Below are 13,111 nucleotides of genomic sequence, written 5' to 3'. Positions count from 1 at the left end.
TGGATATAATAGCAACGGAACGTTGTACCTGTTTTAAGGCCAAAAGAATGACCTTATTTTCCCATCGCTCGCCATCATTTTTACCTGTGTTGCTCATCATTATCTCAATGCTTTCTATCCAAAGCGGTGCAGCTCTGGCCAAAAGCCTGTTTCCACTCATTGGAGCCACTGGCGTAACGGCATTGCGTCTGGGAATTGGTACGATCATTCTGTGCCTCATATTCAAACCGTGGCGTATGCGTTTTAGCAGTAACCGCCTGCCACTGCTGGTGTATGGCATGACACTGGGCGGGATGAACTTTCTGTTCTACCTCTCATTACAAACGGTGCCACTCGGCATTGCTGTCGCACTGGAATTCACCGGCCCGCTTGCCGTTGCTATGTTAGCCTCACGCAGACCGATTGATTTTCTGTGGGTCTTTCTGGCCGTTGCCGGGCTGTGGTTCTTGTTGCCGCTGGGCCACAATATCGGTAATGTTGACTTAACGGGTGCAGCTTGCGCCGTGGGTGCAGGTGCCTGTTGGGCGCTTTATATTCTGTTTGGGCAAAAAGCGGGAGCAAATCACGGGCCGGGAACTGTCGCTATCGGCTCCTGCATTGCCGCGCTGATCTTCTGCCCTATTGGTGCGTATTACGCCGAGAGCACGCTGTTTTCGCTCTCTATACTCCCGCTCGGTATTGCCGTCGCCATTCTGTCCACCGCGCTTCCTTATTCTCTGGAAATGGTGGCATTAACCCGTCTTCCCGCCAGAACGTTCAGCACGCTGATGAGTATGGAACCCGCTATTGCCGCCCTCTCCGGGATTCTTTTTCTCGGCGAACATTTATCGTTCATACAGTGGATGGCGCTGATCTTTATTATCATCGCGTCAATCGGCGCAACGCTGACAATAAAGCCTGCAGGTGGAGCCAAAGTAACGACTCAAGCCGAATGAATGTGTATTTCCTTAGGGAAATGTTGCAGAAAAATTTCACATTCCCGAGGAGAACGCAAAGTAATAAAACGGATATGATGATAGTGAGGATCGGCTAAATCCGCCAAATATCGTTTCCGGTTTCTTGAATAGGTTTTTATTGTCCAGAGGATAATTGAATCCCGACTAAGGAAACTGCGGAGAAAAGACTCTTGATTACCCGTGCCGCTCCAGAGCTCCTCTTTACTCCATGCCCGAAAAGCGGCACGCCGTACTGCCTGAAAAAGCGTACGGCTAAAGCTGTAATCGACCCAAATCACGACATCAACATCGCGCCATTTGATATCACGCGTTCGATTATAGTTGCCATCCAGCACCCAGCTTTCAGGCTCCAGAGCGTTCTCAAGCCGTTGAAAAAAATCGGCATCTGCCCGTTCTTGCCAGTCCTTCAACCAAAATAATGCATCCATTTCAACGTACGGAATAGCCAGCTTTTCAGATAAGCGACGAGCAAGCGTAGATTTGCCACTTCCACTGGTGCCAATAATATTCACTCTCATTCACCACGACTCCTTTTACTCGTACACACGATATTTTAAGAAGAAAATGACACTGCCATTCTATTTAAGAAATAGCGGAGAATAATAACTATTTTCATCTAACCAGTGATGATATTTATCAATATATGACATTATGTTTCAGTAGTAATTAAAATATTACCCTGACATCATCACAGCCAAAGTATTGATATCAGATAAATCCTGACTACAAATACCCACACCATCGTTATGCTATAGCTATCCATTTGATAGGTAATTCTTTTCAATATTAATTTTTATCACTGCTATAATTAACCACATTGAACAGCAAGACTATCAATAATTAAAGAGAGGATACTATTATGCCTACCGCTAAACTCGTGAAATCAGTACCGTCCGAACTGCTTTACACTCGTAATGATTTGGACGATAGCGTTAAGACCTCGACAATCACGCTGTTAAACCAACTGGTTGTTGATTTCATCGACCTGTCATTGATTACCAAACAGGCGCACTGGAACATGCGCGGCGCAAACTTTATCGCCGTTCATGAAATGCTGGATGGCTTCCGCACCTCGATTATTGACCACCAGGATACCATCGCCGAGCGCGTGGTGCAGATAGGCGGTGTCGCGCTGGGTACTGTACAAATCGTGGGTAAACAAACCTCACTGAAAAGCTACCCAACCACTATCCATAGCGTTCAGGATCATCTGAAAGCACTGGCCGAACGCTATGCGATTGTTGCCAACAACGTACGCAAAGCCATTGGTAAAACGGAAGATGAGGCCTCTGCGGACATTCTAACCGCCGCTTCACGCGATCTGGATCAGTTCCTGTGGTTCATCGAATCAAACATCGAATAATCGGCGTTATCATCCCGCGTACGCGTTCAAGGCTGCTTAGGCAGCCTTTTTTCTGCCAGTCTCCCGACTCAAACCGCCCTCTTTTCTGGCATCACCCGCATAAACCATGCATTTTATCCGTTAAGACGCTCAAAAAATTAGCTTTTGCCTGTATTAATTGGCCATAACGCTAATCAACGGTTGTTTCCCTTCTGTAAATCAGTTAATCATAGCAGCGCCTTGCCTGAGCGAATCGGAGGTGAAAATTTCACCGCTGGCAGGGCAATATATAAAGCAACAGGTTAAGCACAACGCAGGGTAACTGGCTCAGGTTTCACTTTCGTACGATGTACTATGCTTAAAACGCCTGTAAAACAAAAAGCTCCCACAACTGCTAATAGGAAGGGTTTGATGAAATCACTACTTAAGGCCTCTTTGGCTGCAATGACGCTGATGATGAGCGTATCTAGCTATGCTGCTGAGAAAGAACTGATTGTCGCTACAGACACCGCTTTCGTCCCTTTTGAATTCAAACAAGGCGACAAGTACGTCGGTTTTGACATCGACCTCTGGGATGCTATCGCTAAACAGCTCAACCTGAAGTACACCCTGAAGCCAATGGACTTCGGCGGCATTATTCCCGCACTGCAAACGCGTAACATCGATCTGGCGCTGGCAGGCATTACGATTACTGAAGAGCGTAAAAAAGCAATCGATTTCTCTGATGGCTACTACAACAGCGGCCTGCTGGTGATGGTCAAAGCGGACAACAACGACATCAAAGGCGAGCAGGATTTAGCGGGTAAAGTCGTTGCGGTGAAGAGCGGCACGGGCTCCGTTGATTACGCGAAAGCCAATATCAAAACCAAAGATCTGCGCCAGTTCCCGAACATCGACAACGCCTACATGGAACTGGGCACCAACCGTGCTGACGCCGTGCTGCACGATACGCCAAATATTCTCTACTTCATCAAAACCGCAGGCAACGGCCAGTTTAAAGCGGTAGGTGATTCCATTAAAGCCCAGCAATACGGCATCGCGTTCCCGAAAGGCAGCAACGAGCTGCGTGAAAAAGTGAATGGCGCCCTGAAAACACTGCGTGAAAACGGCACTTATGCTGAGATCTACAAGAAGTGGTTTGGCGTAGAACCTAAGTAATTGCCGATTTAATCTGGAGATATTCCATGCAGTTTGACTGGAGCGCCATTTGGCCTTCTCTGCCCCTCCTGATGGAAGGGGCAAAAATGACGTTGTTGATTTCTGTTCTGGGTCTGCTTGGCGGCCTGGTGATTGGCGTGGTCGCGGGTTTTGCCCGCGCCTACGGCGGCTGGTTTTCCAGCCGCATTTCGCTCGTTTTTATTGAAATTATTCGCGGCACCCCGATTGTTGTGCAGGTGATGTTTATTTACTTCGCCTTGCCGATGATTTTCACATCTGTACGAATCGACCCTTTTGCCGCTGCCGTCGTCACCATTATGATTAACTCTGGTGCTTACATCGCGGAAATCACTCGTGGCTCGGTATTGTCGATTCATAACGGCTTCCGTGAAGCGGGTCTGGCGCTTGGGCTGTCTCGCAGCGCGACGTTACGCCATGTGATTGCCCCACTCGCCCTGCGCCGCATGCTCCCGCCGCTGGGCAACCAGTGGATTATCAGCATCAAAGATACGTCACTGTTTATTGTCATCGGCGTGGCTGAACTCACGCGTTCAGGTCAGGAAATCATCGCGGGCAACTTCCGTGCGCTGGAAATCTGGACTGCGGTTGCCATTATTTACCTGTGCATCACGCTGGTACTCAGCTTTATTCTGCGTCGTCTGGAAAGAAGACTTAAGATTATATGATTGAATTTAAAAACGTATCCAAACACTTTGGCAAGACACAGGTCTTACACAATATTGATCTCACCATCGGTCAGGGTGAAGTTGTGGTCATCATCGGGCCTTCAGGTTCGGGTAAGTCCACGCTGCTGCGCTGCATCAACAAGCTGGAAGACATTACCAGCGGTGAGTTGGTTGTTGATGGCCTTAAAGTAAACGATCCGCGCGTTGACGAGCGTTTAATCCGTCAGGAAGCCGGGATGGTATTCCAGCAGTTTTATCTGTTCCCGCATCTTACCGCGTTGGAAAACGTCGCGTTCGGCCCTATTCGGGTTCGCGACGCAAGTAAAGCCGATGCCGAGAAGCTGGCACTGGAATTGCTGGCGAAAGTGGGTCTGTCAGAACGCGCGCATCACTACCCTTCCGAGCTTTCCGGTGGTCAGCAGCAGCGTGTAGCCATCGCCCGCGCGTTAGCGGTTAAACCGAAGCTAATGCTGTTTGATGAGCCGACCTCTGCACTCGATCCGGAACTGCGTCATGAAGTGCTGACCGTCATGAAAGATCTGGCCGAAGAAGGCATGACGATGGTCATCGTCACTCACGAAGTGGGCTTTGCTCATAAAGTGGCTTCGCGTCTGATCTTTATTGATAAAGGCCGCATCGCAGAAGATGGCGACCCGGAAACGCTGATTACGAATCCACCCAGCGACCGTCTGCGTGAATTCCTGCAACACGTATCTTGATCAACAAGGGGGCTTTCGCCCCCTTTTTCTTACTCGCGATGTCAGCGAACGTTATGCCTGCGAACGCGGATATTCTCGTTCAATAAACGCCGCAAAATCTTGGCACATCTTCTCGTCGCTCTGTTCATTATCCGCCAGCACGCGACTACCATCGACCACGCGAATACGCGCAGACAGATCGAAATCCGCAGCAGGCTGAGGACGACCCGCCGCCTTCGCCATCATCCCTTCCGCCTGTTGCCAGGCTTCATCAACCGTCAGATTACAGGCCTGCGCCAGATAAGCGGGGTTGAAGCCTTCACCGGTTAGGCTACGCAGCGTATCGTCATGACTTACGCTATTGCCCGGATGCCAATAGTGTTGTGCCAAATCAGGGCCGATAGCCGGGTTATCCGTCAGGTAACCGTCACGTTGCAGGAAATAGCTGCGCGTCTGCTCCACCGCCATCAATGCCAGCAGGTATCCCTGATAAGAACACGCCGACTCCATAGACAGCAGATGAGGGATCGCCAGCGTCGGGCGCGGGCTACCACTAATGCCCAAAATACGCTGTTCGGTGTCGCGCGCCAGTTTCGTCATCGCTTCTGGCGTACGCGCTTCGTCGTCCCACGAATAGAGTTGCCACTCAAAATACGGCACCAGCAAGATGTGTCGCTCACTAAAGGCTCGCATTGGCTGCTGCGTGCTGATATCCGCACGGATTAACTCATCAGGAATCGTCTCTCCCTGCGCATTCTTTGCATAGCGTTTTAACCAGTCGGCATCACCCAACAGGCTGTCGCAGAACATGGACTGCGTTTCTGCATACGCCATTGAGGTTGGCGGGAACTCCTGCGAAAAGCAGGGGGCGTTCTGCCGAATATTGGCAAAATGCGCGGCGTGCCCACCTTCATGAAACAGCGTATTAATGCCACTGGCACCGCTGCCAATTTGATCCGGCTTTGCCAGACTGGTGAAATTAATCCGTGCCGGAACCCAATTTCCTTCCTGCACAAACGGCGGCACCGGGCCATGCATAAAGCCGTTCTCGTATTTCCCTTTGCGCACCAGCAAATCGAGCTGCATTTCTGCACCGTTAAACCCAATACGCAGACGCTTAAAGCTGTTGATCCAACGCTCCAGCGACGCAGAGAAAGGAAAATAGGGATCGAGTTGACGCGTCACATCGCCCGCGCTGGCATAGCGAATATTCCACGGCTGCAGAGCCTCCTCGCCCTTTTCATCCGCCAGATTTTTCAGGCTGCGAGTATTCGCTTCACGCGTCTGTTCTTCAAAAGGATCGAGGATGGCAAAAAGCTGCTCCGGCGTCATCCGCTCCGTCTTGTTGACCTTATAGTCAAAATAGTTGCGGTAGCCCATCTGACGGGCAAAGCGGTTACGCAGTGAAATCAGCTCAGGGAAGCCATTCTGCAACAGCCACTGTTCGAGATCGCGCAGCGCCTGCTGGGAACTTTGACGATAGGCTTCGGTATCATTGGTCGTCTGGTTGGTCAGCAGTTCTCCTAGCGAGGCGGAAACACGCTCACCTTTGGCATCCAGATGCGTCATTTCATAGGATTTACGCTTGGCGTATAGCGCACTTTCGGCGGTGATAATCTCATCCATCAGCGCCTGAGCCTGCGGATCTTCTATCACATTGCAATCGAAAAACCGATACCAGCCTTGCAAACCATGCGACAGTGCCTGCTGTTGCTCATCACGCGGGCTGTTTTCCAGTGTCGCAAGATGGGTTCTTAGCTCAGCCAGACGTTGCGGCTGCGAAATAAAACGCTTATACGCACTTTCTGCGGCAGAGAAACGCTCGGACACGTCATCGTTGCCCGTTCCCATATACAGTTGCCAAAACAGTTCTTCTTTCGCCTGATGAACCGCAAGATAGTCGCGATTCAAGGCGTTAAAATAGTCCGCTACCTGTTGCATACTATTCCTTCTCTCTTCAAATGGCAGCCGCCTGGCTGCGTGAAGTGGCGCGGTAAACCGCGTCCGAATCCGCTCCGGCAAACCAATCAGCCAAGGCGTTTCTTAATCGTGGCGACAGCCTGTTCCATTGTCGCCGCTTCGCCGGCAGCAACCAGACAGCACGCCAGTTGCAGACGGATCGCTTGCGGGATGGCAATTTCACCCGTCAAGCACTGTACCGTCCAGCGCGCCGTGGTTGCAGCATCTTTCGCAATCGGCAATGCATCGGGTGCGACGCTGATCTCCTGCCGAAGCTGCAGTACTTTGGTATTTTGCTGATGGATAAAATGAATTTCTGGGCAGCGCTGCGGGTTGGCATAAACCTCCCCTTCCGTGCCGTGCATCAGAAGTGCGCGCCCGTTGATGTCATTAAAAAACGTCCCCACGCGGGAAACATATTCAGGATGGGAAACGCTGGCAACGCGCAGCGCGCCGCTTTCACCAAACGGTGTCGCCACCTTAGCCAGCGTGTGGCTACTATTACGCACCCCCATCCGCCAGCGCAGTTGTAACTGGCGATCGATGGCCGGGCACAGCGTCGAGACAGGGATAAAAACCGGGCTGCCGTTATCAAGCTCCTGCTGCGCCTGCTCGGCATTCTCCGCAATCGTCACGCCAAGATTACGCAAAATTTCGGCACTGGTAACGCGGGTCGGATCGTCGCTTACGCCGTGAACCACAACCGGAAAACCCAATTTTGCCAACAGCAGCGCCAACAGTGGCGTCAGGTTTGCCTGCTTCCGCGCCCCGTTATAACTGGGAAGCACGATGGGCATAGGAAAGCCCGCAGGCGGGGTCAGGCGCAACACATGCTCATTCATCGCCTGATAAAAACCCAGCATCTCGGCTTCGGATTCACCTTTGATACGAAATGCAATCAACAACCCACCGAGCTCCAGCTCCGGCACGTCACCGCGCAACATCGCGCTATAAAGTTCATAAGCCGTTGCCTGATCGACATCACGCGCATGATTTTTCCCGCGCCCCACTTCTTTAATAATTTTGGTGTAATCCATGCTGGCCTCTCATTTTCGGCGACACAGTAAAGAACTTATCAATGAAAATAACATGTTTGGTGGGGTTCTGGTGATTCTGACGCAAAGGAAATTGCTATCGCGATGTACGTGAGTCGGTGACAGGAACACCGTTCCTCTTACTCGTGGGAAAGTATTTATAGATGGTTTTCTCTGATACATCGACGACATTCGCCACCTGAAGGCGCGTGGCCCCTGTCGCTAACATCGCTGGCACGGTGTAGATGGTATGACTTTCGCCAACTGTGATAAAGCGGGTGATTATGTTGTTGCGATAAATGATCCCAATACAGTTTCTGACATGCCTGTTTATAAAGGGCAGAAATTATACGGATATGGTGTGCTTCATGTCTTTCAGCACGGTAATTTCGTAGGGCAAGAATATATCAATCATAACGGAGATTGCGCCTGGAGGCAGAAGTGGGATGATGGTATTAATGCGCCTTGGATTTAGGCATTGAAAATGAGGAGGAGAAAAAGTCATTAAATGCATGGAAAAAATATCGGGTGCTGCTGATGCGTCTTGATACATCAAAAGCCCCCGACGTTGAATGGCCTGAAGAACCTGTTAGTTAAATTATGCTAAGGACGGCATATCAGGAAAAATATCTTCTGGAGAGTTAACATCAACTCGACTGAGCTGTAAGCGGTAAGTTTTCCACGCTTTCAGCTCATTTTTTTCTTCTTCCGTTGCCAGGTTTAGCTCAACGGCATCGCTGAGTACCTGAATGCGCTCACTTGCTTGAGATAATCTGGTATTAAGTTCCACTTTTTTATTTGCGACTAATACTTGGCGTTGAGCTTCCAGATCGGTTATCCATTGTCCATCCACCCATTTATCAAATTCAGAGGCCGGCACCAATAAAGTCTGATTGGCTTGCAATTCGCCCATATCCGTAACCTTATGAGGTTGACGGGTTTCCGTATTATAAACAGTCTGACCGCGATAGTCAGATACATGCTCCCACTGCTTTCCATCCGCGCTACGCCTCAAAGCCAAACCGTCCTGAGGAAGTTCTGGAACGTCAATATAACTACCAGCAGGCACACCTACTCCAATAGGCAAATATTCATAATTAGCGCCAATATATTCTCGGCTTACTGGATGAACCTGATAAATAGTAATCCAACCTGTCTGAACACTAAGACCTGATTCATTCATTTTTGCTGAATTAACTTCAATAGAATAATTTTTCATTATGCTGCTCTCACGATGTAGTTAAATGCGATATTACGGGGGCGAGTTTCAGTGCCTGCGTTCTCGTTTTCACGAGTTTCGGAGAAGACCCTATCGCCCCCTGCCTGCATACCGACAGATGTATACAGCAGAGTACCACTGCCTCGATTATACGACCCTGACGGATGGGTGTGCCCCTGTACTGTAAAGCCCTGAGGCGAAAGTAGTTGGCGGCCGAGATCAATACTGCGGCCATCATCATAACCGCGAATAAACTCACCGCGGAGATCGGGTAATATCCCAGACGGATACGTTTGCCCTAAAAGTGGGTAAATATTTTTATCAAATGTTTGTCCGTTACACTTTAGCCAACCAGAAGGTGCTGTTGCCTGTGGCCACGGCATAGGGATACCAACAAGTTCATTGATAGATAATGCCCCAATCTCAGCAGCCGTAGGTTTATCCTGATCGGTATAAATACGCGCCCACGGTTTTTCAAAACCACTATTGTCACGAGAGCTTCGATATTTTATTCCGCCATTAGCAAAGTCAAAATAAAACTGGGCTGCTGATACAGAGCCGGTATTTAAACCCATATGCCAAATTAGGGATGAATGTGTACCATTATCTTTTAAATACGCACCAGTAGGGCTATCCCATGCAAGATCACTGTCCTGATAGATAACACCTGATGACCCCTGATGAACATAATGATTATCAGCATCTGTTTTTGTTATAGCCCCCATATCAGCAGCTGTCGGCATGCGTGACGAACTGAGTGCAATAACCCAAGGCGCATTAATACCATCATCCCACTTCTGCCTCCAGGCGCAATCTCCGTTATGATTGATATATTCTTGCCCTACGAAATTACCGTGCTGAAAGACATGAAGCACACCATATCCGTATAATTTCTGCCCTTTATAAACAGGCATGTCAGAAACTGTATTGGGATCATTTATCGCAACAACATAATCACCCGCTTTATCACAGTTGGCGAACGTCATACCATCTACTAATGTGCCACGTAGTGTCACGTTGTTGTAAAATGCCACTTTGTCTGGAATATCCGTGCCATTCTTGGCTTTTTCCAACGCCCCAGCAGCAAGATTAACAGTTTCAGTTAAACCGAGGTTTGCGTGAGTCAGTGCAATATTGGCCGAGCCATCAAACGGGACGCCGTTGATGGTACGGGGCGTTGCGAGTTTTGCCGCTGCCTGAGCCACTGCATTCACCGGTAACGCGCCAACATCAGCCGCCGTCGGTTTATTCTTCGTATTGTAATCACGTCTCCAACCTGGAGAATAATCAATACCGTTATAGACATAGGTGAATTGTGCATTCGCTGAGTCACTAAGCCCAGTTGGCGTTGTTGAAGGCGTTGTTATCCTGATTGTCGTGGCATCGTTTTGCCCCATGACCTCAACAACAGAACCAGCCAGTGGTATTTGGCCACACTCAGTGTCAGAGATGATTTTATTGTGGACGTATGACCACGAACCACGACATACCCAATAGGCGTGAACAAAGGCACCCTTACTTTCTAACCAGCCAATAAACTCAGCGGTTGTCCATAAACCGGCGCTTCCTCCAATGGAGATAGAAGAACTGTATGCACGCGATGAACCCAGATTGCGGTTAAACAGTTCTCTATCCTGAATATCTGCCCCGTTTTGATCTTTAGCCAATTTCGTCGCACCGACCGAACGCACAAATGCCGTCGTCGCGATCTGCTGACTATTGCTGTCGGTTGCAGGCGTTGGCGCTTTCGGTGTACCGATAAAGGTGGGATTCTCCTTCGGTGCATATTGCGTATGCGGATCGGCGGCGGCGGTGTGCTTCGCCAGATCGCTGCCCGTTTTTTCCTGCTCTTTTTTCAAATAGCTGGTACGACTAGCTAACTCTTTAGCCTGCCGGTTTGAAACACCGTCCGGTCCACCCACGACCGGATCTGACGTTTCGATTTGGTAAATGCCGTCAACCCATTGTGGGTTCTCTGACAAATTCGCCATGTTCAAGCGCTCCCATGATTGTAGTTACTGTCGTATATTGCCGTCCGGTTGTAGCGGATAGGCACTTCCCAATATTCGATACTGGCCAGGTGGCACCTTGCCGGGGCAAACATCCCAATGGCATTGCGCAGCATTCTGACCTGATCGTTGGTAATCGGTTGTTTTAGCAGTACGCGATAAACCGCCCACGCCGCTTTATCACCGTGCACATAAAGGTTGTTGTAGGTGGCTTCGCCGTCGTAGCTCAGGTGGCCAATGTTCTCGATCAGCGTACTGTCACCGAAGCCGAAGCGGCGGATGATCTCTTTAATGCTCCAAGGCGTACCCTTACTGCGATGCAGATCGATAGCGGCCTTGATCAGCGCACGTTTGGAGTCATCCGACTCCGCTAATTCCCAGCCGTCGCCAAACAACGAGAACTGCTCTGCCAACCAGGGCAAGGCGCTGCCTTCAGTGATATCGATCAGATAAACCAGCAAAGCATTCAGATCGATGTCATCAAAGCGGTCGGCCAGCTCCGCCAGCGAACGAAAGCTGGCGTCAGCCGCCAATGGCGGTGGCAACAGTTGTAGTGAATCAGCCATTCGACACCCCGACGACGCTGACATTGATTCCCGTACAGTTCGCCCATTCACTGTCATCAAGCACCATCAATGACGGCGAAACGAGCTCCACCTGATACACACCGGGGATGGATAACGTGGCGATAATCTGGCTTGGGACAATGTCGCGCCCCAACGTGGCGGTACGGGTTTCAACCCAGGCCTGAACCGCTTTTTCTGCGGCGGCCTGAACGACGCCAGCCTGTTCGCCGTTAAACAGCGTCAATTTGGCGCTGATGGCGTAATCCACCTGCGTGGGTGATTTGGCGGAAACAAAATCCGTCAGTGGACGCACCTGTTCGTCGGAGCAAAAACTTTCCACCAGCGAGAGCAAGCTGCTGTCCGGCAACCCCGTGCTGAGCAACGGATACAGCACCACTTCACCCGGTTCGGGCGACATCACCGCCACATCGACAATGTTTTGGTGTGCCCGCATCGCATGGAAGCGATACGCCAGCTTCGATCCCGCCGTACTGAACGATTCCGGTGCCAGCTGAACACGTTCACGCAGGCGATCGTCATCTTCCTCGGCGGAACCGCCGCTGCTTTTGGTGATATTGATGACGCTTAAATCGCTGTCGCCAATCTCATCCAACAGCGTACTGATCTGGGCAGGCAGCCAGTCATTACCCACATCGCCACTTTCGGTACAGGTCGCCAACACGGTGACGCCGCTACCGTTCATTCTCAGCAGTGCATCGCTGTCGGTGGTGAAAATCACGCTGTCTGACGCGCTAACGCGGGTGCCCGCAGGAATCAGCAGATCGCTGACTAACGGTGTTTCAGGAGTAAAGCGAAGCTCTGCACGTGCCGGCTGCGCCGCCAAACGGTAGACGCCGACCAGTTCTGCCAGGTAATCCAGCATCGGTGCACGAGCAAACGCAACCAGGTTCTGCTTGGCGGCTTCCTGGACCGCACTACGCAATAAAGTTTCCCGGTAGGCAAAGAGGTTAATCAGCAGGCGTTCGGCCTGCGCCGGATAGAGTGTTTTCCCCGAATCAGTTTCATATTTCGCGATCATTTCGGCGGTAATCTTCGCCGCATCGCGTTCAATAAAATTGGGTTCTGTCAGCGCCATAACAACTCCGTGGTCTGTGTCGCGCCGTTAGCAGTTTTCCAGCTAACATGCAGCGTCAGGTGAGCCCCATTCACAGAAGGTTTAACCGCCAGTAGCTGGCAGCGAGGTTCCCATCGTTTGATCGCGTCTACCGATTCCCTGACGACATGCGGGATCGCACGATCGATCGGATAATCGAGATACAGATGTAGATTGCTACCAAAGTCAGGTCGATGTGGGTCGCTGCCGCAGGGTGTCCGCAGGATGATGTGAATCGCCTGCATGATATCTGCCGTTCCTTCGACGATGTCGCCAGAACGTTGCAGTGCCGGTTGCCAAAAAACAGATTGAGTTTTCATAGGGGGCTATTGTCGCCCCCGGTGGGAGGAAGAAATATTAAAGCGGTTTA

Annotated in this window: 15 protein-coding genes and 1 pseudogene; 7 read left to right on the top strand and 9 right to left on the bottom strand. The window is 50.5% G+C overall.

Annotated features, from left to right (window positions below; genetic code table 11):
* The first annotated feature begins 47 nt into the window (after window positions 1–47).
* The gene (gene rhtA, locus H4F65_RS00605; RefSeq protein WP_010286296.1) at window positions 48–935 is read left to right on the top strand and encodes a threonine/homoserine exporter RhtA; all 888 of its coding nucleotides are present in this window, start codon (window positions 48–50) and stop codon (window positions 933–935) included.
* On the opposite strand, the gene H4F65_RS00600 is transcribed toward rhtA, so the two are convergent.
* Window positions 923–1,474 (bottom strand): P-loop NTPase family protein, encoded by a 552-nt coding sequence (locus tag H4F65_RS00600; protein ID WP_010286299.1) that lies wholly within the window; start codon window positions 1,472–1,474, stop codon window positions 923–925. The two genes, rhtA and H4F65_RS00600, sit on opposite strands and share 13 nt — an antisense overlap.
* Before the next feature lie 341 nt (window positions 1,475–1,815).
* On the opposite strand from H4F65_RS00600, the gene dps reads away from it, so the two are divergent.
* The 4 genes from dps to glnQ all read left to right on the top strand — a co-directional run bounded on the left by dps (window position 1,816) and on the right by glnQ (window position 4,861).
* On the top strand, window positions 1,816–2,319 hold the full coding sequence (gene dps, locus H4F65_RS00595) for a DNA starvation/stationary phase protection protein Dps (RefSeq protein ID WP_010286302.1): 504 nt from the start codon (window positions 1,816–1,818) through the stop codon (window positions 2,317–2,319).
* Window positions 2,320–2,709: 390 nt separating this feature from the next.
* The gene (gene glnH, locus H4F65_RS00590; protein WP_010286303.1) at window positions 2,710–3,456 is read left to right on the top strand and encodes a glutamine ABC transporter substrate-binding protein GlnH; all 747 of its coding nucleotides are present in this window, start codon (window positions 2,710–2,712) and stop codon (window positions 3,454–3,456) included.
* A gap of 26 nt (window positions 3,457–3,482) precedes the next feature.
* Window positions 3,483–4,142, top strand: a complete 660-nt coding sequence (gene glnP / locus H4F65_RS00585; protein WP_005972676.1) for a glutamine ABC transporter permease GlnP — start codon at window positions 3,483–3,485, stop codon at window positions 4,140–4,142.
* Window positions 4,139–4,861 carry a glutamine ABC transporter ATP-binding protein GlnQ gene (gene glnQ, locus H4F65_RS00580; protein ID WP_010286320.1) on the top strand — a complete coding sequence of 241 codons (723 nt, stop codon included), beginning with the start codon at window positions 4,139–4,141 and terminating at the stop codon, window positions 4,859–4,861. Before glnP ends, glnQ begins: the two co-directional genes overlap by 4 nt.
* 51 nt (window positions 4,862–4,912) lie before the next feature.
* Here glnQ and H4F65_RS00575 read toward each other — a convergent pair whose 3' ends face one another.
* The 3 genes from H4F65_RS00575 to H4F65_RS00565 form a co-directional block, all read right to left on the bottom strand.
* Window positions 4,913–6,781: a M3 family metallopeptidase gene (locus tag H4F65_RS00575; RefSeq protein ID WP_010286323.1), complete on the bottom strand. Its 1,869-nt coding sequence runs from the start codon at window positions 6,779–6,781 to the stop codon at window positions 4,913–4,915.
* An 86-nt stretch (window positions 6,782–6,867) separates the two neighbouring features.
* On the bottom strand, window positions 6,868–7,836 hold the full coding sequence (gene ybiB, locus H4F65_RS00570; RefSeq protein ID WP_010286324.1) for a DNA-binding protein YbiB: 969 nt from the start codon (window positions 7,834–7,836) through the stop codon (window positions 6,868–6,870).
* 94 nt (window positions 7,837–7,930) lie between these two features.
* Window positions 7,931–8,062 carry a hypothetical protein gene (locus tag H4F65_RS00565; RefSeq protein ID WP_110918865.1) on the bottom strand — a complete coding sequence of 44 codons (132 nt, stop codon included), beginning with the start codon at window positions 8,060–8,062 and terminating at the stop codon, window positions 7,931–7,933.
* A gap of 21 nt (window positions 8,063–8,083) precedes the next feature.
* On the opposite strand from H4F65_RS00565, the gene H4F65_RS00560 reads away from it, so the two are divergent.
* Together H4F65_RS00560 and H4F65_RS00555 are read left to right on the top strand one after the other, a co-directional pair.
* Window positions 8,084–8,308 carry a hypothetical protein gene (locus H4F65_RS00560; protein ID WP_048257140.1) on the top strand — a complete coding sequence of 75 codons (225 nt, stop codon included), beginning with the start codon at window positions 8,084–8,086 and terminating at the stop codon, window positions 8,306–8,308.
* Window positions 8,296–8,430: pseudogene (locus H4F65_RS00555) on the top strand (tail fiber assembly protein); the annotation flags it as partial. The gene H4F65_RS00560 and the pseudogene H4F65_RS00555, both read left to right, overlap by 13 nt.
* Before the next feature lies 1 nt (window position 8,431).
* Here H4F65_RS00555 and H4F65_RS00550 read toward each other — a convergent pair.
* The 5 genes from H4F65_RS00550 to H4F65_RS00530 are packed head-to-tail and all read right to left on the bottom strand — an operon-like array spanning window position 8,432 to window position 13,061.
* Window positions 8,432–9,052 (bottom strand): tail fiber assembly protein, encoded by a 621-nt coding sequence (locus H4F65_RS00550; RefSeq protein ID WP_010287676.1) that lies wholly within the window; start codon window positions 9,050–9,052, stop codon window positions 8,432–8,434.
* A complete protein-coding gene (locus H4F65_RS00545; RefSeq protein ID WP_057295754.1) occupies window positions 9,052–11,043 on the bottom strand; it encodes a phage tail protein in 1,992 nt (663 codons plus the stop codon). The genes H4F65_RS00550 and H4F65_RS00545 overlap by 1 nt, the downstream gene beginning before the upstream one ends.
* 2 nt (window positions 11,044–11,045) lie before the next feature.
* Complete coding sequence (locus H4F65_RS00540; protein ID WP_010286906.1) at window positions 11,046–11,627, bottom strand: phage tail protein I; 582 nt, start codon at window positions 11,625–11,627, stop codon at window positions 11,046–11,048.
* A complete protein-coding gene (locus H4F65_RS00535) occupies window positions 11,620–12,723 on the bottom strand; it encodes a baseplate assembly protein (RefSeq protein WP_010286902.1) in 1,104 nt (367 codons plus the stop codon). Before H4F65_RS00535 ends, H4F65_RS00540 begins: the two co-directional genes overlap by 8 nt.
* Window positions 12,714–13,061, bottom strand: coding sequence for a GPW/gp25 family protein (locus tag H4F65_RS00530; protein WP_010286901.1), 348 nt, complete (start codon window positions 13,059–13,061; stop codon window positions 12,714–12,716). Before H4F65_RS00530 ends, H4F65_RS00535 begins: the two co-directional genes overlap by 10 nt.
* Between the last annotated feature and the right edge of the window lie 50 nt (window positions 13,062–13,111).

Origin of the sequence: Pectobacterium brasiliense, from assembly GCF_016950255.1 — a bacterium.
GTDB lineage: Bacteria > Pseudomonadota > Gammaproteobacteria > Enterobacterales > Enterobacteriaceae > Pectobacterium > Pectobacterium brasiliense.
The sequence above is the reverse complement of the archived record's forward strand: the minus strand, read 5'-3'. Positions and strand labels throughout refer to the sequence as shown.

What these genes read in the sequence shown, in the direction of transcription:
- H4F65_RS00530 (WP_010286901.1), bottom strand. Translation starts at nt 13,061, where the DNA reads ATGAAAACTCAATCTGTTTTTTGGCAACCGGCACTGCAACGTTCTGGC.
- H4F65_RS00600 (WP_010286299.1), bottom strand. Translation starts at nt 1,474, where the DNA reads ATGAGAGTGAATATTATTGGCACCAGTGGAAGTGGCAAATCTACGCTT.
- rhtA (WP_010286296.1), top strand. Translation starts at nt 48, where the DNA reads ATGACCTTATTTTCCCATCGCTCGCCATCATTTTTACCTGTGTTGCTC.
- glnH (WP_010286303.1), top strand. Translation starts at nt 2,710, where the DNA reads ATGAAATCACTACTTAAGGCCTCTTTGGCTGCAATGACGCTGATGATG.
- ybiB (WP_010286324.1), bottom strand. Translation starts at nt 7,836, where the DNA reads ATGGATTACACCAAAATTATTAAAGAAGTGGGGCGCGGGAAAAATCAT.
- H4F65_RS00540 (WP_010286906.1), bottom strand. Translation starts at nt 11,627, where the DNA reads ATGGCTGATTCACTACAACTGTTGCCACCGCCATTGGCGGCTGACGCC.
- H4F65_RS00535 (WP_010286902.1), bottom strand. Translation starts at nt 12,723, where the DNA reads ATGGCGCTGACAGAACCCAATTTTATTGAACGCGATGCGGCGAAGATT.
- H4F65_RS00565 (WP_110918865.1), bottom strand. Translation starts at nt 8,062, where the DNA reads ATGTTAGCGACAGGGGCCACGCGCCTTCAGGTGGCGAATGTCGTCGAT.
- H4F65_RS00575 (WP_010286323.1), bottom strand. Translation starts at nt 6,781, where the DNA reads ATGCAACAGGTAGCGGACTATTTTAACGCCTTGAATCGCGACTATCTT.
- H4F65_RS00560 (WP_048257140.1), top strand. Translation starts at nt 8,084, where the DNA reads ATGACTTTCGCCAACTGTGATAAAGCGGGTGATTATGTTGTTGCGATA.
- glnQ (WP_010286320.1), top strand. Translation starts at nt 4,139, where the DNA reads ATGATTGAATTTAAAAACGTATCCAAACACTTTGGCAAGACACAGGTC.
- dps (WP_010286302.1), top strand. Translation starts at nt 1,816, where the DNA reads ATGCCTACCGCTAAACTCGTGAAATCAGTACCGTCCGAACTGCTTTAC.
- H4F65_RS00550 (WP_010287676.1), bottom strand. Translation starts at nt 9,052, where the DNA reads ATGAAAAATTATTCTATTGAAGTTAATTCAGCAAAAATGAATGAATCA.
- glnP (WP_005972676.1), top strand. Translation starts at nt 3,483, where the DNA reads ATGCAGTTTGACTGGAGCGCCATTTGGCCTTCTCTGCCCCTCCTGATG.
- H4F65_RS00545 (WP_057295754.1), bottom strand. Translation starts at nt 11,043, where the DNA reads ATGGCGAATTTGTCAGAGAACCCACAATGGGTTGACGGCATTTACCAA.